This window comes from Lentibacillus sediminis (genome assembly GCF_002763455.1).
Lineage (GTDB): Bacteria > Bacillota > Bacilli > Bacillales > Amphibacillaceae > Lentibacillus_D > Lentibacillus_D sediminis_A.
In genome coordinates this window covers 1-21,579 of record NZ_NIXK01000001.1, presented here as the reverse complement: position 1 = coordinate 21,579, position 21,579 = coordinate 1, and the positions used below count along the sequence as shown (strand labels likewise).

Annotated in this window: 22 protein-coding genes; 14 read left to right on the top strand and 8 right to left on the bottom strand. The window is 45.7% G+C overall.

All coding sequences use genetic code 11. The features are described 5' to 3' along the window. The first annotated feature begins 14 nt into the window (after positions 1-14). The 5 genes from nikC (at position 15) to CEG13_RS00095 (ending at position 5,830) form a co-directional block, all read left to right on the top strand. Entirely contained in the window at positions 15-917 is a 903-nt protein-coding gene (gene nikC, locus CEG13_RS00115; RefSeq protein ID WP_100009747.1) for a nickel transporter permease, read from the top strand. Positions 918-934: 17 nt separating this feature from the next. Next, a complete protein-coding gene (locus CEG13_RS00110; RefSeq protein WP_100009746.1) occupies positions 935-1,891 on the top strand; it encodes an ABC transporter permease in 957 nt (318 codons plus the stop codon). 107 nt (positions 1,892-1,998) lie between these two features. Continuing rightward, positions 1,999-3,045, top strand: a complete 1,047-nt coding sequence (locus CEG13_RS00105; protein ID WP_100009745.1) for an ABC transporter ATP-binding protein — start codon at positions 1,999-2,001, stop codon at positions 3,043-3,045. After that, positions 3,017-4,027 (top strand): ABC transporter ATP-binding protein, encoded by a 1,011-nt coding sequence (locus CEG13_RS00100; protein ID WP_100009744.1) that lies wholly within the window; start codon positions 3,017-3,019, stop codon positions 4,025-4,027. Before CEG13_RS00105 ends, CEG13_RS00100 begins: the two co-directional genes overlap by 29 nt. Before the next feature lie 507 nt (positions 4,028-4,534). Next, positions 4,535-5,830: a hypothetical protein gene (locus CEG13_RS00095; RefSeq protein ID WP_239984519.1), complete on the top strand. Its 1,296-nt coding sequence runs from the start codon at positions 4,535-4,537 to the stop codon at positions 5,828-5,830. 56 nt (positions 5,831-5,886) lie between these two features. Here the strand turns inward: CEG13_RS00095 and CEG13_RS00090 are convergent, their stop codons facing one another. From CEG13_RS00090 to CEG13_RS00075, 3 genes are all read right to left on the bottom strand, one after another. Continuing rightward, a complete protein-coding gene (locus CEG13_RS00090) occupies positions 5,887-6,216 on the bottom strand; it encodes a hypothetical protein (protein WP_100009742.1) in 330 nt (109 codons plus the stop codon). A gap of 482 nt (positions 6,217-6,698) precedes the next feature. Beyond that, positions 6,699-9,893 (bottom strand): DEAD/DEAH box helicase, encoded by a 3,195-nt coding sequence (locus CEG13_RS00080; RefSeq protein ID WP_100010522.1) that lies wholly within the window; start codon positions 9,891-9,893, stop codon positions 6,699-6,701. A gap of 186 nt (positions 9,894-10,079) precedes the next feature. Then, on the bottom strand, positions 10,080-11,264 hold the full coding sequence (locus CEG13_RS00075) for an MFS transporter (RefSeq protein ID WP_239984518.1): 1,185 nt from the start codon (positions 11,262-11,264) through the stop codon (positions 10,080-10,082). Between the two features lie 300 nt (positions 11,265-11,564). Between CEG13_RS00075 and CEG13_RS00070 the strand changes: the two genes are divergently transcribed. Next, complete coding sequence (locus CEG13_RS00070) at positions 11,565-11,939, top strand: PH domain-containing protein (RefSeq protein WP_100009740.1); 375 nt, start codon at positions 11,565-11,567, stop codon at positions 11,937-11,939. Positions 11,940-11,978: 39 nt separating this feature from the next. On the opposite strand, the gene CEG13_RS00065 is transcribed toward CEG13_RS00070, so the two are convergent. After that, complete coding sequence (locus CEG13_RS00065) at positions 11,979-12,494, bottom strand: DoxX family protein (RefSeq protein WP_100009739.1); 516 nt, start codon at positions 12,492-12,494, stop codon at positions 11,979-11,981. 450 nt (positions 12,495-12,944) lie between these two features. On the opposite strand from CEG13_RS00065, the gene CEG13_RS00060 reads away from it, so the two are divergent. From CEG13_RS00060 to CEG13_RS00035, 6 genes are all read left to right on the top strand, one after another. Beyond that, positions 12,945-13,661 (top strand): hypothetical protein, encoded by a 717-nt coding sequence (locus CEG13_RS00060; RefSeq protein ID WP_100009738.1) that lies wholly within the window; start codon positions 12,945-12,947, stop codon positions 13,659-13,661. 60 nt (positions 13,662-13,721) lie between these two features. Further along, positions 13,722-14,111: a GntR family transcriptional regulator gene (locus CEG13_RS00055; protein WP_100009737.1), complete on the top strand. Its 390-nt coding sequence runs from the start codon at positions 13,722-13,724 to the stop codon at positions 14,109-14,111. 3 nt (positions 14,112-14,114) lie between these two features. Then, positions 14,115-14,975, top strand: coding sequence for an ATP-binding cassette domain-containing protein (locus tag CEG13_RS00050; protein ID WP_100009736.1), 861 nt, complete (start codon positions 14,115-14,117; stop codon positions 14,973-14,975). 4 nt (positions 14,976-14,979) lie between these two features. Next, on the top strand, positions 14,980-15,912 hold the full coding sequence (locus CEG13_RS00045; RefSeq protein ID WP_100009735.1) for an ABC transporter ATP-binding protein: 933 nt from the start codon (positions 14,980-14,982) through the stop codon (positions 15,910-15,912). After that, positions 15,905-17,152, top strand: coding sequence for an ABC transporter permease (locus CEG13_RS00040; RefSeq protein WP_100009734.1), 1,248 nt, complete (start codon positions 15,905-15,907; stop codon positions 17,150-17,152). Before CEG13_RS00045 ends, CEG13_RS00040 begins: the two co-directional genes overlap by 8 nt. Positions 17,153-17,248: 96 nt before the next feature. Further along, complete coding sequence (locus CEG13_RS00035) at positions 17,249-17,758, top strand: YfiT family bacillithiol transferase (protein ID WP_100009733.1); 510 nt, start codon at positions 17,249-17,251, stop codon at positions 17,756-17,758. A 175-nt stretch (positions 17,759-17,933) separates the two neighbouring features. Here CEG13_RS00035 and CEG13_RS00030 read toward each other — a convergent pair whose 3' ends face one another. Further along, positions 17,934-18,281, bottom strand: a complete 348-nt coding sequence (locus tag CEG13_RS00030) for a hypothetical protein (RefSeq protein WP_100009732.1) — start codon at positions 18,279-18,281, stop codon at positions 17,934-17,936. 250 nt (positions 18,282-18,531) lie between these two features. Here CEG13_RS00030 and CEG13_RS00025 point away from each other — a divergent pair, with 250 nt between their 5' ends. Together CEG13_RS00025 and CEG13_RS00020 are read left to right on the top strand one after the other, a co-directional pair. After that, positions 18,532-18,876: a PadR family transcriptional regulator gene (locus CEG13_RS00025; RefSeq protein WP_100009731.1), complete on the top strand. Its 345-nt coding sequence runs from the start codon at positions 18,532-18,534 to the stop codon at positions 18,874-18,876. Further along, a complete protein-coding gene (locus CEG13_RS00020) occupies positions 18,866-19,381 on the top strand; it encodes a DUF2812 domain-containing protein (RefSeq protein WP_158234617.1) in 516 nt (171 codons plus the stop codon). The genes CEG13_RS00025 and CEG13_RS00020 overlap by 11 nt, the downstream gene beginning before the upstream one ends. 52 nt (positions 19,382-19,433) lie before the next feature. Here the strand turns inward: CEG13_RS00020 and CEG13_RS00015 are convergent, their stop codons facing one another. From CEG13_RS00015 to CEG13_RS00005, 3 genes are all read right to left on the bottom strand, one after another. Further along, on the bottom strand, positions 19,434-19,706 hold the full coding sequence (locus CEG13_RS00015) for a hypothetical protein (protein WP_100009729.1): 273 nt from the start codon (positions 19,704-19,706) through the stop codon (positions 19,434-19,436). A 270-nt stretch (positions 19,707-19,976) separates the two neighbouring features. Continuing rightward, complete coding sequence (locus CEG13_RS00010) at positions 19,977-20,636, bottom strand: SDR family oxidoreductase (RefSeq protein ID WP_100009728.1); 660 nt, start codon at positions 20,634-20,636, stop codon at positions 19,977-19,979. A gap of 323 nt (positions 20,637-20,959) precedes the next feature. After that, positions 20,960-21,579, bottom strand: a 620-nt coding sequence (locus CEG13_RS00005) for an RNA-guided endonuclease InsQ/TnpB family protein (RefSeq protein ID WP_143469635.1), incomplete at its 5' end; no start/stop codon positions are given.

Below are 21,579 nucleotides of genomic sequence, written 5' to 3'. Positions count from 1 at the left end.
GAAGATAAGGTGCTATGAGTGAACAAATTCAGACAATAGACAACCCACAGACGTCTATAAAGCCACCGAATCCGCGGTTTCAGAACGCAAAAAACACGTTCAAGAAAATCCGCAAGAGCCGCAATGCGGTACTCGGGGGACTTCTAATTCTTTTTTTCATTATCGTGTCATTGGTCGGACCCCATCTTGTTCCGTATGACTATGACACACAGGATGTTGTAAACAAACTTGCTCCTCCATCCTCAGAGCACTGGTTTGGCACCGATCATTTCGGCCGTGACATCTTCAGCCGAATTATCCACGGTATGGGGATAACCTTAGGCACCGGATTTGCTGCTGTTGCATTAGGGGCAACAGTTGGGGTGCTGTTTGGCATCATATCCGGTTATTACGGCGGGAAAATTGATACGGTAATCATGCGTTTGATGGATATCCTGCTTGCTTTTCCCGGTATCCTTTTGGCTTTGGCCATCGTAAGTATTCTTGGCGGGTCAATCATCAACGTGATTATCGCGGTCGCTATCTCTTCTATTCCGGTGTTTGCGAGGATTGTACGGGGTTCCACCCTGTCAGTCAAAAAGCTGGAGTACATTGACGCACAAAAAGCATTGGGAGCAAGCGATTCGAGGATTTTATTCAAACATATTCTTCCTAATGTTTCTTCCCCAATCATTGTGCAGGCAACATTGAGCATTGCAATTGCAATTATTTCAGCAAGCGGGCTTTCCTTCCTGGGACTTGGTGCACAGCCGCCGTCACCCGAATGGGGAGCGATGCTGAGTGCCGGGCGTAACTATCTCTACAGTGCACCGCATGTGGCATTATTCCCTGGTCTTGCAATAGTTGCTGTCGTATTGGCATTTAACGTACTTGGAGATGGATTAAGAGATGCACTTGATCCGAAAATGAAAGACTAGAAAGGGGTGCATGGACATTGTTTAAATTTATTGTCAGAAGAATCATTCAAACTATTCCGGTGTTAATCGGGGTCTCTATTTTAGTGTTCAGTATGATGCACCTCGTACCAGGTAACCCTGCAGTAATCATGGCAGGAGAAAGTGCTCCGGAAGAAACAGTTGAAGCAATAGAAGAACGCTTGGGATTAAATGACCCGCTGCCGGTGCAATATTTTTCTTTTCTTGGAAATGCCCTACAGGGGGATCTGGGTGAATCTATCCGCAGCGGCCGGGACGTAACCGCTGAAATCAGCGCCCGTTTTTGGGTGACGGTCGAACTGGCGATTTACAGTACCATATTAAGTATTTTTATGGGGTTGATTGCAGGTATTATCGCTGCAACAAAAAGAAATACGTCTATTGATACGGGTGTAATGATTCTCGCTTTATTCAGTTTATCTATGCCGAACTTCTGGCTTGGATTGATGCTCATCCAGTGGTTTGCTATCGGAATTGACTTGCCGGCCTGGGTGCCATTCTTTGAATCGACTGGCTGGTTTGCTCCATCCGGCTGGGGAAATCTTGATCAAGTGCTGCTCCCTGTGATTACACTCGGAACAGGTGGTGCAGCCGTTATCGCTCGGATGACCCGTTCCAGCATGCTCGATGTTCTTGATCAGGACTACATCCGGACAGCTCGGGCAAAAGGGGTAAAAGAAAAAGTTGTCGTTTATCAGCATGCGCTGAAAAACGCGCTAATTCCAGTTATTACAGTAACTGGTTTGCAGTTCGGCGGTCTGCTTGGCGGAACCGTCCTGACCGAAACAGTTTTTGCCATCAACGGGCTGGGACGATTAATTATTGATTCCATCCTGGCGCGTGACTTCCCTGTTGTCCAGGGAACCATCTTAGTCGTTGCCCTGTTGTTTGTATTTGTCAACATGCTCGTTGATATCACCTATCAGTTTGTGAACAAACGGATTGATTTGGAATAATCATGGTTTGCTTGTTTCAGCACCGTAGTCTAAAGTTTTTGAGACACCTTAGCTGAAGCAAGCAGCCGCTTAGTAGTATACTAGAAAGCAAGGATGGTGAATACCTGATGTCAATAAAGGATAATTCCTTTGAAAATATACTGGAAATCAATGGCCTCCGCACATCCTTTTTCACGGAGGATCTGGAAGTCAAAGCAGTTGACGGTGTAACATACACTCTTCCAAAAGGGAAAACACTCGGCGTTGTCGGTGAATCCGGCTCAGGAAAGAGTATCACCGCCCTTTCCATCCTGAAATTAATTGAAGATCCAGGTAAAATTGTTGGTGGAGAGATTAAATTTAAGGGTGAAAACCTGGTAGACAAGAAAGAGACGGAAATGCGCAAAATCCGCGGAAATGAAATTTCAATGATCTTCCAGGAACCAATGACCTCGCTGAACCCGACATATACCGTTGGACAGCAAATCAGCGAGTCTTATAAAATCCACCAGGGATTAGGAAAGAAAGAAGCCAGAGAGCGCTCCATTGAGATGCTGAAACTGGTCGGCATCCCTTCCCCGGAAAAGCGAATTGACCAATATCCTTTCGAGCTTTCCGGCGGGATGAGACAGCGTGTGATGATTGCCATTGCGCTCGCCTGCAACCCGGATCTCCTGATTGCCGATGAGCCAACCACCGCATTGGATGTGACCATTCAGGCGCAGATTCTCGACTTGATGAATCAGCTGCAGGAAGAACTGGGAATGGGGATTCTGCTCATTACCCACGATCTTGGTGTAGTTGCCGAAGTCTGTGATTATGTTGCGGTAATGTATGGCGGTCAAATTGTGGAGTATGCGGATGTGAAAACATTATTTGAACAACCGAAACACCCATATACTGTTGGACTATTAAATTCAATTCCCCCTTCTGATCATGATATTGAAGGAGAACTGCCTATCATTCAGGGCCAGGTCCCAAGTCCGGCAGATATGCCAAAGGGCTGCCGTTTTGCCCCGCGCTGTCCATTTGCGACAGACCTCTGCAGAGAAAATCTGCCAGCACTTGAGACAGACGAAAAAGGAAATCAAATTCGCTGTTGGATTTATTCAGATCAATGGGACGGCGATCCGGAGGTGAATGTAGATGCCCAAAGAACTTCTAAAAGTTACTGATCTAAAACAGCACTTCCCAATTAAGGGAGGAATTCTGGGTCGGACAGTAAATCATGTAAAAGCAGTAGACGGAGTCACCTTCGACATCTATGAAGGTGAAACGTTGAGTATTGTCGGCGAATCCGGCTGCGGGAAATCAACCACTGGCCGGGCCATTCTCCGTTTAGATGAGCCAACCAGCGGGCAGGTTGAATTTGATGGTGAGGACCTGCTTTCCTTTAATAAAAGACGGATGAACAAAGAGCGGAAGAATATGCAAATTATCTTCCAGGATCCATACGCCTCGATCAACCCGCGCCAGACAGTTCGGCAAATTTTAAATGAAGCGATGGAAATCCAGAAGGTTGTACCGAAAAAAGACCGGGAAGCTCGAATCAGAGAGATAATGGATACAGTCGGCCTGGGTCCCCATCAGATTGACCGTATGCCCCATGAATTTAGCGGCGGGCAGCGGCAGCGGATCGGAATTGCCCGTGCTCTGGCAGTTAATCCAAAACTGATTATTGCCGATGAGGCAGTATCCGCATTGGACGTGTCGATCCAGGCACAGGTCATCAATCTGCTGAAAAAGCTTCAGAAAGATTTTAATCTGACCTACCTGTTCATTGCCCATGATTTGGGTGTCGTTCGCCATATCTCTGACCGGGTTATCGTAATGTATTTGGGTAAAATTGTCGAGATTGCCGATAAAAAGTCGCTGTTCTCGAACCCGCAGCACCCATATACCAAAGCATTGCTTTCAGCGATCCCGAGTACGGATATGGAAAGAAAACGCGAGCGGATCACCTTAAAAGGCGATGTGCCTTCACCGATTGACCCGCCAACAGGCTGCCGTTTCCACACACGCTGTCCATTTGCGACAGAAAAATGTGTGAACGAAACACCACAGCTTCGGCAGGCCGATTATTTGAAAGGCGGCCATCAAGCAGCCTGTCATTATATGGAAGAAATCGAATCGGGCGAACATCAGCCGACGAGATAGTTGTTTATTATGCCCCTGGCTTTGTGCTGGGGGCTTTTGTTTGTTTTCATCTAAAAATGAGACATATCCTGCCGCTGCGGAAATACCTTTCGCTTTCCGCGGGCGGGAACGTTCTTGCAAAGGGAGGGACCCTTCGTTTACGCCCTCCCAATCAGTGTTCTGAGGAAAACTTTTCTTTTCCCTGTGATTTTCCTTAATAAACTTCCAGCCTGCATTTGGCAAAATTCCTGCCGTCTATGGGAATGATTCTGAAATTGTTATCATATATAGTGCGTCGGCAAGAACATCTGCAAAAATGAATTCCTCATCAACCAACTTCTTAACGTTTGGATACAGAATAATCAACTGGCAGTTGTCTCTTTGGGCTAAATTGTTTAGTTTTCTGACCATAAAATTCTGAGTTACAATCTATAAATCTATCAAATAATTTTCAATACAACTTGACAATTTTACGAAAATTCTTTAACATGGTATAAAAAGGTTTACAGGGGACTGGAAAGGGGCGGGATGATGAAAACGAAAATTGCTGTATTCGGCAGGGAAGAAATCACCTCACGTGTAGTGACTCAAGCCGAGACCAACGAAGATATGGAGGTGATTGCTTTCAATTATGAAAAAGCGGAGGCAGCTGTAGAACTAATTGAAAAGGCTTTCATGTGTGACATTTATTTGTTTTCCGAGCCGCTTGCCTATCTTTACGCGCGGGAGAAAATCATTAAAAAGCGACTCCCTGCTATTCAAGTGGCATTTGATGAGTATATGATCCTGAGTACTTTTTACCGTATCAAGAATCACCATATGCGCAAATTGGAACGCATGTCGATTGATGTCCTTGACGCCGCTCATGTAGAGGAAGTGCTTCGTGAACTTAACATCAGTGATCAATCCATTTATGCCTGCAGCTATGGAAAAGATCCAGCTGGAGATTTGGACAGTATTGTCGAGCATCACCGGCAGCATTGGGAAACCGGGAAAATTGATTATGCTGTGACCTCTATCCAAGAGGTAGAGCAGCAGCTGAGGAAATTAGCTATCCCGACAATTCCGATGATCATTCCTGAGCGCAATATTGAACTGGCCGTGGCAGAATCGTCTTCCATTGCTACCTTAAATAAGAGCAAAAGCGCACAGATTGTCGCCGGTTATGTTCGTATTAAGGACATAGAGGAGATAAAAAAGCGGCAGGGCACCGCAGCAGCCGAATACCTTTTTCAGCTGCTGGAGGAGATTCTGACAAAGTTTGCTAAAAAAACCTCTGCTTCCGTTGTGCCTGGCCATAATCAGGATTTTATTTTATTTGGAACGCGCGGAGTTCTGGATCATATCACCAACCATTTCCGCGACTTCCCGCTGAACAGGGAGATTGAACGGAAATTGGATACAAAAGTCGATATTGGCTTCGGGCTGGGACTGACAGCAGGACAGGCGGTCGACCATGCTAAGCTGGCAATGGAAAAATGCAGCCAGACAGTGGACAGCAGCTGTTATATCGTGAATGACAGGCAGGATATCATCGGCCCGCTGGGTATACGCAAACCGTTCAACACATCCAAACTTTATCAGGCGCTGATTCATCAAGCTCGCTTGAACAATGAGCTGTCCTATAATTTCATCGACTTTATCCAGACCCGCAATAACGAGCCATTTTCATCGAGTGATATCGCAGCTTATTATAGTGTCACCAAACGAAGCGCCGAGCGGACGATCAATAAAATGCTGAGCGGAGAAGTCATTAAGGCGGTCGGCGAGGAAAAACCATATGTAAAAGGTCGGCCGAGAAAGCTGTTTACGTTAAATCAGTGAATTTGCTTGGGAGCGCAGCATGGGGAAAGCCAGACATTGAGGAGTCTGGCTTTTTCTTATGATTCATTCCTGGCATAACCGTTATTTTCACTCAATATCCGTGTCGCCTCATCATAATCAGATTCCTCGACCTCTCCCTCCAGCAAATGAGTGACGGAGCCATTGTCTTTGCCGGAGAGTTCGGAGTTATCCTGCGTCGGTGCTGCTCCTACAGTGCCGCCCACTGTGCCTCCCCCTCCATGAAAAATCGGCAATACAGTGATGGTTCGCCCGGACTCCGGTATTTCTTCAACCGTAATGTTCTTCACACGCAGCCGCTGCAGGGCCGCATTTGCAGACTCTGCGTCGTTTTCTGATTTGAAATAGGCATGGATTGGTGTTGGCATCGTGTAAACATCCCTTCTTTGCATGATTATTTATCTATTCCCTGTTTAATGCAATGATAACCATTTGGGGTGCGGATCGGTTTGTTCTATTGAACATTTCGGGCGCTTTGGTGGGTAGTTTTGTCCAGTAGAGGCGGGCTACTGGACATTTCGAGGAGTCTAGCGGACACTTTTGTCCAGTGGAACTGGCCTATCATCAATTCTTTTTATTAGGCTTCCAGTCGGTCTCTTTTAATCTTGAGAACAACTCACTACTGCGTTTCGGGCGCTCATACAGCTTGTTTTGCCGTTGAGGATGCTCCTCTAATACATTTTGAGCAATCATCCCGCCCGTTTTGCACGTGAGAACCACTCTCTAATGCATTTTGAGCAATCAGCCAGCTACTTTTGCCCCTGAGAGAACGGATCTCTCGATGATATTTCGGCTTCTGCTTAAGCAGCTCCCTTTCCCACAAAAAAAGAGACACCACCGTGCCTCTTCCTTAAATACTCAGCAACTCCCGAATATCATTTTCACTCAAGCTGGTTAACATCGTTTCACCAGGCTGGATTACCTGATCGATGAGTTCACGTTTTTTCTGCTGCAATTCGTATATTTTCTCCTCAATCGTTCCTTCTGTAATCAGGCGGATCACCTGCACGACTTTTTTCTGACCGAAGCGGTGGGCTCTTCCGGCTGCCTGGTCCTCGACGGCTGGGTTCCACCACAGATCATACAGAATCACGGTGTCGGCTCCTGTCAGATTCAGTCCGGTGCCGCCTGCTTTCAGGGAGATCAGGAAGATTGGCTTTTCTCCTTGATTAAACCGTTCGCTCATCGCCACACGCTCCTCGGAGGCGGTGCCGCCATGGAGATAAAAGTAGTCGATGCCAGCTTCTTCCAGTTTCTGCATGATGATCTCGTGCATGCTGGTAAACTGGGAAAAGATCAGCATTCGCTTGCCATTTTCAATACCACTGTCAATGGTTTCCATTAGCTGCTCCAGCTTACCAGACTGGCCCTCGTAGTTCTCAATAAATAGCGACGGATGACAGCAGAGCTGGCGCAGCCGTGTAAGTCCGGCCAAAATTTTCATCCGGTTCTGGTTGAAGGAATTTTGCTGCATTGTCTGCGCGGTCTCATGCTGCAGCTGGCGATGATAGCCGACATACAAATCCTTCTGCTCCTTAGTCAGCTCGGAAACTTGAACGGTATCGATTTTATCCGGCAGCTCTTTCAATACTTCCTGTTTCAATCTGCGCAAAATAAACGGCCGTGTCAGCATGCCGATTTTTTCATTGGACAGTTTTTTGAATTCCTTTAGTGGCGGCAGCAAGGATGGCAGGATCACCTGGAAAATTGCCCAAAGTTCATCAATGGAATTTTCAATGGGCGTGCCGCTGAGGGCGAAACGCCGGCCAGCTTTTATCTCCTGTACGGCACGGGATGTTTTGGTCAGATGGTTTTTTATAAACTGCGCTTCATCTAAAATCAATGTCTGGAAATCCAGATTCCTGTAATGTTCGATATCCTGCCGCAATGTAGCGTAGGATGTAATCCAGACATCGGCTCCCTGCCGCTCTTCCATCATGCTATGACGTTCCTGCGGCAACCCTGTCATCACAGCGACATCCAAGTCCGGGGCGAATTTGCTGCACTCATTTTTCCAGTTGTACACAACAGACGAAGGGGTTACGATCAGATGCGGCTGCTCTCCCGGTTCTGAGGCAATATAGGCGATGCTCTGCAGGGTTTTTCCCAGTCCCATGTCATCTGCCAGGATGCCGCCAAGCTGGTAATTGCTTAACGATTTAAACCATTGGTAGCCGGTATGCTGATAATTCCTGAGCGATGCCTGGAGATTTTCCGGAAGTTCATACACCTGTTCTTCCGGATGTTTTAACTGATTAAGCAGTTTGCGGAAAGCAGGATCATAACTCTTTGTCTCCGTCCCGATTAACTCATCGACCTGCATGCTGCGGTAGACAGGAAGCTGGATATGGCCATCTTCCTCCACGTGACGGGCGCCGAGCTTCATGCTGTCAAAAAAAGCATGCATGGACGAAAATTCTTCGCCCTCCAGGGACATCAACTCACCCGTTTGCAGCCGGTAGTAGCGTTTTTTCTCAATCACTGCCTCGATAATCTTGGTGATTTCCTGATCATCCACGCCCTCGATATCAAAACCAATATCCAATAAGTTATTCGATGATTCCAGACCAACCTGGGTGCTCAGGGCCGGCGCACTCTCCATCACAAGGCTGCGAATTTCCTGTGTCAGGAACAGTTCGACATAGTCATCCAACAGTGGCAGCACATGATAAAGAAAATCATACATTTCTTCTTCCTGCATCTCCATGTACAATTCCTTGCCATTATAATGAAAATCGGCATGCTCAATTAAGCGCATGATCTGCTGCTCTTTTTCCACATCGCGAATAATGAACACATCATGCTGCTTTCTTCCATTAAATGGATCAACGACATGCTCCCCGTAATGGTACTCCAGCTTTCCGACCATCCAGCCGTCTTTCAGCTCCAGGTACAGCTTAGCTTTCAGCGGCACCTGAATAATCTCTTCCTGGACACTTTCAGCAATCTCCACCCCGCCGATTTTCTTCAAGGATGGAAGCACTTCGGACAAAAACCGGTCGGCCTGGGCCTTTGCGATCGGCAGTTCCAGCTGGCTCATACCAAATCGGCTTACCTGCTGTAACACCGGCAGCTGCTCTTTTTTCGGAAAATAGAATGTTCCATCATAAAACAGCATGCCATACGGTTCAAAATATACCGCACTGTTTGCCCCTTCCAGCTGCAGATGCATCTGGCCCTCGTCGTTTTTCATTAAGGCAAATTCAAACGGCAAGTCATCCTCCACTGTCTGCACGTCCCGATAGCTGGTACGCCCGTATTCGACAGTGAACGAGCGCTCTGCCAGTTTTTCCAGCAGCTCTTTTGCAGCAAGCGGCGGAATCGTGATATGGCGCCGATCTCTGTTGTTTCCGTAGCCATAAAAAGAATTCCCCTGATAAATCTGTTCATTTATGTAAATTTCCTGCAGTAACTCCAGCACTTCTCTATCCTCTGGCAAAAAATAATGCGTATCCGGATGGTACGTAAACTTCTCGGTGAAATAATGCCCTCTGCCATGAAACACATTACGCAGAAAATCATGGACATCCTTTACGACATAGGCATGTGTCTCCCCTGTTTTCAATTCCAGCTGCAGCTCTCTGGCCGCCGGAGACCACTTGACGTAATACTCCACTTTCATTGGCACCTTTTTTGGGAGGATATCCAAATGCTCCTGAGAAGTGGTGTCTTCAATCCCGCTCAAAGCTTGAATAAAATTGTCCATCATCTGATATTGATAGTTCGCAGCAGGCGGGCTCGGCTTTCCTTCACGTTTCGCGCTCCGGTTAACCAGCTTGATCAGCGCTGCAGCGATATGCTTGCATGATCCATAGGTTTCATAGGCCGGACAATCGCAAGTTGTTTCAATCGAACCGCTTTCAAAGTTTTCTGTGTTAATCTCAACCAAATAAGGCTCCGTTCCTCGAACCGTTGCCGCCCAAATATGATGATTTAGATCATAGACCAGTTCCCCGACTTTTCCCCGGTTATAATATTCTAATCCGCGCCGATAAATCACAGGCGGAAATAATTTTTGAACATTAATGTCGCTCCATTTTCTCAAATCCCTGACCCTGCCTTTACAAAAGTCCAGCTTCAGCACCCAGCGACTAGTGAACTTCCCCCACCTCCGTACGATAAGTCAACATCGATTCGAAGCCAGGCGCAGTCCATACGTCGCTAAACGGGCGCTTCCGCTTTTGTATCCTTTACCTTCTATTGTAAACGAGACGCTCCTATTTTTAAACTATCATCCTGCATTCGCTCTCCGCCGTCCACGGAAGTATAAATAAACATACAGACACAAAGACAGTGACACAAAACCTGCCGAGGTCACATAAATGGATCCATAGCCGAGCGAGGCGGCAAGCAGCCCAAAGGTGATGGCGCCAAGTCCGATCCCCAAATCAAAGAAAGAAAAGAATGTCGCATTGGCCATCCCCTTGCGATTCGCGGCCGCTTTATCCACCGCCCACGCCTGAAGCGCCGGTTGCACACTCCCAAATCCCAGACCATAAAGCCCGGCGGCAATCAGCATAACAGTCAGGCTCGGCAGCCAGGCAAGCAAGAACATTGCCGCAATAATCATGACAGCCCCCGGCGGAAATACGTAAAGATGGCCTCTTTTATCATAGATCTTCCCGGCAAATGTTCGGGATATCATTAAAAATATCGCATAAACGAGAAAATACCACTGAATACCCGGCACATTCTGACTGATCGCGTGCAATGGAAGAAAGGTAGCAATCCCGCCGAATGTTGTCGTAATAAAAAACAGCAGCAGTGATGGCTGAATCGCCGTTTTCTCGAAAATGTCGAATTTCACCGTCGTCGTTTTATGCTCGGAGTCTTCCACTTTTTTATAATGAATCCGGGACGAGAAAAACAGGGCGATCAGACCAAAAGCCGCACAAATTAGAAACAGCTGGGAAAAGGAAATGATGCCAACCAATGTCAGGCCAAGCGAAGGACCAAATGCCAGCGCAATATTCCCAGATAAGCCAAAATAACCCATACCTTCTCCGCGGCGGTTCGGCGGGATGACATCTGTGGCGATGGTTCCGCCTGCCGTGGTGGAAAATCCCCAGCCGGCCCCCTGCACAAGCCGGAGAAGAAACAACATGGCAATACTGCCGATAAAAGCATAGGAACCAATGGAAATAACGAAAACGACCAGTCCGATCATGTACACGAACTGTCTCCCTTTTGACTCCAAGGCGTGACCGGCATATGGCCGCAAGAGCAGCGCCGAGAAGGTGAAAATACCAACAACCACACCCACTAATTGGTCCCCGCCGCCCAGCTCCTTCACAAATAGCGGGATCGTCGGCAGGGTCATTTGAAACCCGAGAAAGACAAAAAAATTGGCCAGACAAATGAACACAAAATCCCGTGTCCAAATGCGATCGGCCTTAACTTCCGGCTGTGTCTGCACGTAGATAACTCCCTTTCTTCGATACTCGAAATATATTATACAGGAGTGTGTGGGCTTTGGGAAGGTGTTGTGATTGGGACGAATAGTTGGATGTCACGAGCTGTGATTGATAGTGATTGTCGATCTTTGGCTGCTTTGTTGTGAACTTCGGCATCTGGGCTGTGGACTTCGGCATTTTCGGTGTGAACTTTGGCATTTTTCTTGTGAACTTTGGTTTCTGCGGCATTTCCCCCTCATAAAAATAGCAACACTAGAGATGAACAAGTACAATAGGAAGAAACAGGAGAGGAGAAAATCTAAATGGCACTTTTTGACGGAATGATGGGAAATGCATCCGAGGTTGACGCGAAGAAGGCAGAGAAGGAAATTGAGGAACTGCTCACGCGGCAGGAAAATGTGGAGCATGCCTACAAGCTGATCCGCGACATGATGATTTTCACTAACAAGCGGCTGATTTTGATTGACAAGCAAGGTGTGCGGGGCAAAAAGGCGGAATACCAGTCCATTCCCTACAAGAACATTACCCGCTTCTCCGTGGAAACAGCCGGCACATTCGATCTGGAAGCAGAACTGAATATCTGGGTTTCCGGCAGCGGCGAGCCAGTCACCAAAACTTTCAATAAACAGCTGAATATTTATAAAGTGCAAAGCGTACTGGCAGAGTATGTTTGTTAGACCAAAAAAGCTGGCCCGTCACAGGCCAGCTTTCCTACATTAAGCAATCGCAACATCTTTTTCCTCTTTTTCCCGGTGGTTGGTGAGATGATTTTTCAGGAATGGCATCACCCATCTGTCCAGTCCATACCGCCCAGCATTATAGCCAGCGATAATCAGGAAGAGAGTAATGACTACCATTTGTGCATTCGTGCTGACTGTGCCGCTGAATAGGAAGGCGAAATTCATCGTGACCCCCATCAGTGCTGCAAAATTAGTGAAAATCCCCAGAATCAGTGCAGCCCCGACGAGAAATTCTCCCCACATAACCATATAGCTAAACAATCCAGCGTTTGGCAGCACAACAGCTTCCAGGAAACCTCCCCACCAAGCCTGTACCGTGGCTCCTTCTCCTGTGGAATTCACGATCGCTCCCTGAATAAATCCACTTGCATCGAACTGTCCACCAGTTATCTTACCAAAACCACTCGTCAGCCATTGATACCCAATGTAAACCCTCAGGAATGTCAGCACCGCAGCGACTAATTTATTATTGCGAATGAAATTCATAAACATGTTATTCAGCTCCTTTTCATTTGTTCAGTATTTCACAATTGATATTAAAAAGGTGATCTCCTTCTTACAATTTTATCTTATAACAAGAATGCTGGATTGAAAATAAGTTTGTTCAGTATTTCACATGTTAGTCACAAAGGTATGGCGGAAGTGTGAACGTCTGTCTTTCCCTTCTCCGCACCAGAAACTTCATTTAGGTGGTAGAACATAGCTTATTCATCACATCGTCCTGATGCCTCGACTTTCTATCAAATTACCCTGACGGACCTCCTATCAATAGAATTCACCTGGATAACCTCAAAAGAGCTTAAAAACTTCCCTTCAACCCACTTGACATTATTCTCTAATCTTATATACTGTATATATAAACATACACAGTATAACAGTCATATAAACAGCATATATTATCAAAGCTGAACATCGACTGGCTCAAACAAGGAGGGGAGAATCATGCAAACGCGAAGACAAGTATGGGAATTGGCCGTTTTAGAGTTGAAAAACATAAGTATTAAAGCAGCTTTCTACTTTATTTTAATAAGCATCTTTTCCAGTTTCATATTAGTAACCTTCAGCCATATTGAATCTAATATCGCTATAGATGTGATTTTTATCATGCTGTTTCTGTTTTATCCATCTTGGATGAAAGCAAAGGAAATTCAAATGCAGAAAATAAGTGGGGATCTCTGGGCCTCCCCCACGTTTATCATGCTTAACCAATTGCCCATTTCCAAAGATATGCTGGTAAAAAGCAGGATGCTTGCCTATTCAATTTCTGCTGTTCCATTTTTCATTTTGCAGCTTTTGATCCTGTACATTTTCGGAGGCGGGTTTGCCGAAACAATAGCCACAGGTGAGTATATCGCATTTTCTGTTATCTGGATTTCCTTCAGTATCTATGCAGGCTTTATCATGCCGGCAAGTGATACAGGGGACAGGGTCAACAGTCTAACCATGACCGTTTATACCATTCTTCTTTCCGGCGGGGCACTTGCTTTCTTTTGGCTATTTTACAACTTTACGGATCGCGCTCTCGTTCAGCTGACGGTCGAACTTGCCCAGAATTGGCCATTACTTTCTTCCGCGGCTTCCCTCCTGCTCGCTTACCTGGGTGTCCGTTATTGGCTCGGATATATGAAGCGCCATATGGAGAAGATCGATTATTTATAAGCAGAAGGATTATCTCCCAACCAGTGCAGCACTTTTAGAAGGAAGAAAGGAGGGGCTGCCTTGCACCTGCCCATTCGCTTATCCAAAGATTCACGTGAACCAATCTACCATCAAATTGAAAAGCAGCTAAAGGCCCTGATTGCTGGCGGTCAGCTTCCGGCAGGCTCGCCTCTTCCTTCCATCCGAATGTTGGCCAAGGATCTGGAAATCAGTGTGATCACCATCCGGCGCGCCTATCAAAATCTGGAATATCAGGGATTCATCCAGACCACCCAAGGCAAGGGCACGTTTGTTGCTGAAGTCGAGGATTCCATGAAACACCAAGTTAAAGTCAGTGCTGTCTATGAAAGTCTCGAGCAAGCGGTGGAAACGGCTATCAACTATGACTATACACCTGCGCAGATCAATGAAATTTTCCAGGAAATTCTGCGCCGGAAGAAAGGAGAGTAACCAATGCAGCCATTTGCTGAAATCAAACAGGTGAAAAAGAAAGTGGATGAATTCCATCTCGGTCCGGTTGATCTGACAATCGAGCCTGGCACGATCACCGCCCTTGTGGGAAATAACGGCTCCGGGAAAAGTACACTTCTGAAGCTGATGATGAACCTAGCCGCTCCCGATGAAGGGCTGATCAATATTTTCCAGAAAAATGTGCAGGGAGCGGACGAAAACTGGAAGCAGCAGGTTGCCTATCAGCCGCAGCGGCAAGTTGGCTGGGACCCCTTCACAGGAAATGCGTTAAAGGATCTGATTTCCCCGCTGTACCCAAATTGGGATGAGGAATTGTTCATAGAAATGATTTCAATGTTAGATGTGCCGTTAACCAAGCGCTACAGCAAGCTGTCAGAGGGTCTGCAGCAAAAGCTAACGCTTGCGCTCACTGTCCCGCGCAATGCGCCGCTCCTGCTGCTGGATGAGCCAACCACTGCCATGGATATCCCTTCCAAGAAGAACCTGATGGACATTCTGGCGGAGTGGATGGATCAGGGCGAGCGGGCGATCATCATGGCCAGCCATCAGTCGGAAAATATTATGAAACTTGCTGACTATTTATACGTACTACAAAGCGGGAAAGCGATCGGCCATTTTGAGAAAGAGGAGTTGCTGGAGGGTTATAAGCGCTATTGGTTCGGTTCTGAACTGCCGGATACTCAAATCCCCGGAGAGGTCAACCGCGGCACATGGCAAGTCATCTCCAATCAGCCGGCGCTGGCAGAGCAGTTTTTCCGGGAACATCAGCTGCCCGTAGCCAATCAAGCAGGCCTCGAGCTGGAAGAAGTTATGACACTGTTATTAACTAGAGAGGATGAGTAGAAACATGGAGACGATGTTAGCTGTAGAAGGATTAGGAAAATCGTTTAAGAACAAAGAGATCATCTCAGACATCACCTTTGATGTGCGCAAAGGGGAAATTATGGCGATCCTCGGCCCGAATGGTGCAGGGAAATCGACAACCATCCGCAATATTATGGGGATTATGTATCCAGACGCAGGCACAATTACCTTTCAGAACAATGCCGCCCAGGAAATCCCACGGCATAAGATCGGCTATTTGCCGGAGGAACGCGGGTTGTACAAAAACGTTAAGGTGATGGATATCCTGCTTTATCTGGCAGAACTAAAAGACTATCCGCTCGATAAGGCACGCGAACGAGCACTGGAGTATTTGAAGAAATTTGATCTGGAAGGAAAAGAAAAAGTATCCGTCGAGGAACTATCCAAAGGGATGGGGCAAAAAGTGCAATTCATCGCATCGATCATCCATGAGCCGGAGCTGTTGATCCTTGATGAACCTTTTTCCGGGCTGGACCCTGTTAGCCAGGAGCTATTTAAAAAGGAAATCCGCCTTCTGGCAGAAAAAGGAACCGCAATTCTTTTGTCCTCCCATCAGATGAACCTGGTCGAGGAGATGGCCGACCGGCTGTTTCTGATCCACCGGGGCCAGAAAGTGATTTATGGAACGATGGATGATGTAAAAACCGAGTATGCCAATTTCAAGTGTACCATTCGCGGCCGCAATGAACGAGCGGAACTGGAGCGTTTGCCTGAAGTGCAGCGTGTCGAACAGGAGGAAGACCGGTCCATCCTCTATTTAAGCAAAGATGTCCAGCCGTCCGTCTGGCTGAAAAACTTGCCGGATCACCTGGTCATTCAGGAATTATCGATCGACCGCATTTCGCTGCATGAGATATTCATTGATATTGCAACAGACAAAAATATGCTCAAGGAAGCTGGTGAGATCAGTGCGTAACACAATGAAAGTTGCCAGATGGGAAGTTAAGCGGAATATCAAGAACAAATCATACATTATCGGCCTATTTTTAACCCCGGCGATTTTTCTGTTTTTCTTTATGGCTCCGACCATTTTCGGCGGGTCGGATGATGATTCCAGCACCACCACGGTGTTTGTCCAAGATCAGCTTGGTGTATATGAGATGCTGGAAGAAACCGTAAACCAGGCGGAGTTTCCGTGGGATATGCAGCAAACGGACATAGCGGAATCGGAAATCGGCAGTGCGCTGGCGGATGCGGAGAATACCGCTTATGTTATCCTCGATGATCGAGTAGCTGAAAGCGGAACCGTGCCAGTTTATACGAGCGAGGGCGTCGGCCAGTCGTTCTCCGGCCAGCTGCAGGCATTAGCCGGTCCACTGCAGGCGCTGCAACTGCAGCAGCTCGGACTGTCTGAAGAGGAAATGGCTGCAGTAACCCAGGGCGTGAATTTCCAGGAGACGACCGCGGAGGAATTAGCTGCAGGTGACGGCGGCACAACTGAAACTTCTGAAGGTGGCATATCCGGTATGATGCTGGAACGCCTCGTACCCGGAGCGTTCGCGGGGATTATCATGCTTTCGATTGTCTTCTCCGGGATGGCAATTTTCCAAAGCGCCTCCCAGGAGAAAAAGGATAAAATTGCAGAAATCATTCTCTCTTCTTTAACACCGAATGAATTGATGCAAGGAAAAATTATCGGTTACTTCCTGCTTGGCCTGATTCAGGTGGCTGTTTTCATTGCCGTTGTGCTGCCACTAGCCATCTGGCGGTTGGATATACCGGTTCTGGAATACCTGTTTGTGCCTGAACTCATTCTGCTCGTGGGCATCGCAATCCTAGGCTACTTGCTATTTGCAACGATCTTTGTGGGCATTGGCGCGACCATGGCGGACATTTCCACCGCCGGGAATTTTCAGGGCATGGTGATGATGCTGCCATTCCTGCCATTTATCTTCATCGGCCCGGTATTAAGCAACCCGACCGGTCTAATGGCACAAGTCGGCACTTATATCCCGTTCACCTCTCCAGGTGTGATCCTGCTTCGCCTGGCCACGATGGAGGAATGGCCGTGGATAGAGATTGTGATTGCCCTGGCAATTCTTGTGGTAAGTGTCTGGATCTTCATGAAACTGGCAGGAAAAATCTTCAAAACTGGCATTCTAATGTACGGAAAAAATGCTACGCCCGGTGAGATTTGGAAATGGATTCGGGCTTAGGCTTTTTGGAGTATGCAGCTGACATGTTGCGGTAGGGTTAGTTATTTATGTTAAAATATAGGGTGGATGATAACAAAGAGGGAAAGGTGATTAAAAATGGATGTAAAATATCCAATTGGGAAATTACAAGTTCCTAAAAAAGTATCATTAGAACATATCCAGGGATGGCTTAAGGAAATCGAAACTTACACGAATCGATTAAGAGAAACTGTTGACTCATTAAGTAATGAGGAATTAAGCAGAACATATCGTGATGGCAGCTGGACAGTTCGCGGGCTTGTTCATCACATTGCAGATTCTCAGCTTAACATGTATCAACGTTTGAAGCTGGCTTTAACAGATGAGAACCCAACAGTACCAGCTTTTGATCAAGAAAAGTGGGCCATTCAACCGGATACAGAACTTCCTGTAGAAACTTCTATTAAATTGCTGGAAGGTATAAATGAGCGCATCGTATCTTTAGGGTATAGTTTAACTGAAGAACAATTAGATCGAGCTTTTACTCACCAGACAAACGGTAAAATAACGGTTGCAGAAAAAGTTGCAAAATTAGCTTGGCACGAAGAGCACCACTTAGCCCATATAAAAATCGCATTATCCAAATAATACAATGTGTATGGAATTGGCTTATCGAAGTTTGATAAGCCAATTTTTAAAAGACAAGGGATGAATTGGAACCCATTTTGATTAATCTTTTTTCAAAATGGGTTCTTTTATTTGCAAGATATAACTTTAGCACAAAAACCCTGCGCATGGGTATTGGAATGCGCAGGGTTTTTATCTATTCTTCCTGTTTTTCCAAAATAAAATCAATGACCTCTTCTTTACTAGTCGTTTCAAAGATCTTGTTCTCAGTATCAAATACCATATAGGTAGGATACTCATCCACTTCCAATTTCGGGTCTTCTGGCGGTTGGATCAGTGTTTTTTCAATTATGGGAGGGCGAATACCGTGTTCAAGCAATGACTCAGTTGTAAAGGCATCTTCTTCATCCTCTGTCACGATATATAATCCGTACCTGCCATCTTCGTCGGCCAGCAGGGTGCTGTATTCCTTGTTATTCTCCCCTTCGTAACACCCAGTCAGTAGACTAGCGGCTACCACGCAGATAATAAGAAACTTTTTCACGGTTTTACCTACCTTTTTAAATTTTTCTTACTTTAGTATACTAGTTCGACACTTTAATAAAAATTCCTCTTTTTTCCTGAAAGACAGGCTAAGTGAATAAAGAGGAGGAATGATCCATCTATTAAAGCAGTATCGTCGGTTGGCTGGATGGGTGGATTTTTTGTGAAATACTATTGCCACAATAATCCTTTTATGCTATTATATCGACATACGATACATTGACTCACGATACAACAAAGCAGGTGAAGCGATGAAAGAGCCGGAAGCCTTTTTGCCGCTCTCCCAGGCCACTTATTACATCTTACTTTCGCTGAGACATGTCCGTCATGGCTATGGAATTATGAAGGACGTGGAAGAAATCAGCAATGGTGAGGTAACAATGGGGCCGGGGACACTGTATGGCGCACTTAGCAAACTGGAAAAACAGCAGATTATTCAAAAGGCTGCCGTGGACTCAGACGCACGGCGAAAATATTATTCCCTTACTGATTTGGGGAAGGATGTACTTCAAAAAGAATACCTGAGACTGGAATCATTGGTGAACAATGCTTCCGGGATCATCAGTGAATTGGAGGGTGGAGAAAGTGGCTATTAGGAAGTTTCGTTTATTTCTAGCTTCAGGGATGGGAAAAGAAGAGCGCTGGCTGACGGAGCTGTCTGCCAAGGGCTTGCACATGGAAAAATTCAAGCTGGGGCTTTATACCTTTGAAGAGGACAAAAGTAAATCGTATGTATACCAGATTGATTTTCAGCATAGAACCAGTGAGGATTATTTTCAAGTTTTTGAGGATGCAGGGTGGGAGCATGTAACCGGTTGGGCTGATATGTTTCAATATTTTCGTACTGATGCGTCCCGTGCTGGGGTTAAAAAAATATACTCGGATCGGGAGTCTGTAATGGAATCCTATAAGCGGATGATGCGGGTGTACTTGTTTATATTTTCCATACTGATCCTTTCACAGGTGCCGATATGGCTTATGTGGGATGGGCATTTCTTAGATGTGTCTGTGACTGTCCTCTCAACGTTGGTGATTCTGCTGTATGTTTATATGCTGCTAGCGCTGAGGAGAAAGATCCGTTTCTATGAAAGAAATGAATAGTATTTATCCAGCTGCTGGTATGACGGCAGCTGGGTAAATTTTATCTCCCTGATCAGATAATAAACAGACCAATCGCAATGGCTGCGGCGAACGAACCATATCCAGCAAACTTCACAGATGCAGCCATCTTATTGTTCTGGAAGAGGTTGACTCTCCGGAATAGTTCGATAAATAAAAGCCACCCAACAACTAGAAAAATGCCTCCAATCACAAACGTGTTTTCCATGTCGTTGACTGCCTGGGTAACATAATCGATGAATATTACCAGCAACAGACCCAGAAATGCATTTAGCATGACCAAATAAGCCAGCTTGTTGATTTTCATCTTCTCACCTCCAGGAAGTACCACTTATTTGGTTTAAGTATACTTTCAGATAAACACTCAGGTAATTGAATCTTTTCATACCTTTTGTACTTTCATTATACACATTTTTGGGAATTTTTGTATCATCATTTGAACTTTTTCAGATTTTTTACGGTCTGTTTTAAATAACATTGTGGGCAAACAGATTAAGGCTTTTTGCTTTAAGATGCAAATTGAATTTTATCGGAGAAAATAAAATGAAGCGGGCAATTGAACTGCCCGCTTCTCTTCTTACACTGATTTAATCGCTTCATTAATTGGCGTGTTGCCGCCCACGACTTGAAATTCTTTACCAACCGTCGAGTCATTTTCTAAACTGGCGACAATAGTTCGTGCGATGTCTTCGCGTGGAACTTTACCCGCTTCGACATCCATTCCAAATGTAACCTTTTTATTTCCTTCATCATTTGTGAGGAAGCCCGGGTGGATAATCGTATAATCCAGATCTGCGTCTTTCAACCATTCATCCGCATAATGTTTTGCTGCAACATACGGGGCAAATGATTCGTTCGCTTCCTGGATGGCTTTGCGTCTCGTATCAAAGGAACTGATCATGACAAACCGTTTCACGCCGGCTTGTTTTGCTGCTTCAACCGTTTTGACGGCACCATCCAAATCGATCATGACCGTTTTATCTTTCCCGGTATGCCCTCCGGAACCAGCTGTGAATACGACGGCATCGACACCTTCCGCAGCTTTTGCGATTTCCTCAATTTCACCTTCCAGATCCACCAAGGCTGTTTCCGCACCCAATTCCTCAAAATAGGAGACTTGCTCTTGTTTACGGATCATTGCTTTCGCATCAAAATTGTCGCTATCTTGAAGAAGTGATACCACATGTTTTCCAATTTGGCCGTTCGCACCAACTACAAGTACTTTCACACAAATCATCTCCTTCCGTTTCTATCTTTAATGGTAAAGGAGTGTGTTCGATGATGTCGAGTATATAGCTCGCTTTACCGGTAATTGGGGTTTATGTAGAGTTCGGTGCAGAATTTTTAGTTCTGGAGGAGAGGTGAACCCATTGCCATTTTTTTAACTTAATTATCGCTGGCGGGTATATTCTTATTTTCTTTAAAAGGAGAGTGAACTACTCCCACCACTTACCACCCTTAAGGGTAGCTTGAAGTGGGGGCTTCTTGGGTAATCGCCACTTTTGGCAGCTGACGAAATGGATCAAGCTAACCCTCTTGTTCCAAAAGTTTATATTTTTATTAGGTACTTGCTAATAAGCGAATACCTTCTTTTTTGATATTGAGTGCCGAATTGTAATCTCTATGGAGACTTAGACCGCAAGTACATTGGTAGGTACGTTCAGATAACTTGATTTCTTGTACTGAACCACAATTTGAACACGTTTTGGTGGACGGGAACCATTTGTCAATTTTGATAAGTTGTTTCCCTTGTTCTTTTAGTTTGTATTGCAAGAAAGAAGTGAACATTCCCCAACCATTATCAGCGACGCTTTTGCCAAACTTTAGAGCTTGTGACATCCCTTTCATATCTAAATCTTCAATCACAACAGCATCATAATTCGCCGATAAGTTTTTTGATTTATGATGAAGAAAATTCTGACGTTGATTGGCAACTTTTTCTTGAATTTTAGCTACCTGAATGCGTTGTTTATTCCAGTTCGAAGACCCTTTCTTTTTACGAGAAAGTTTACGTTGTTCTTTTGCTAATTTTTCAAGCATTTGTCGATAAAACTTAGGGTAATTGGCTTTCTCACCCTCACTATCGACAAATAGGCCATCCATCGCAAAATCTAACCCAACTACTTTTTCAATTTCTTTGCTTTCAATCTCCTTCTCGTACTCTGTAAGAATAGAAATAT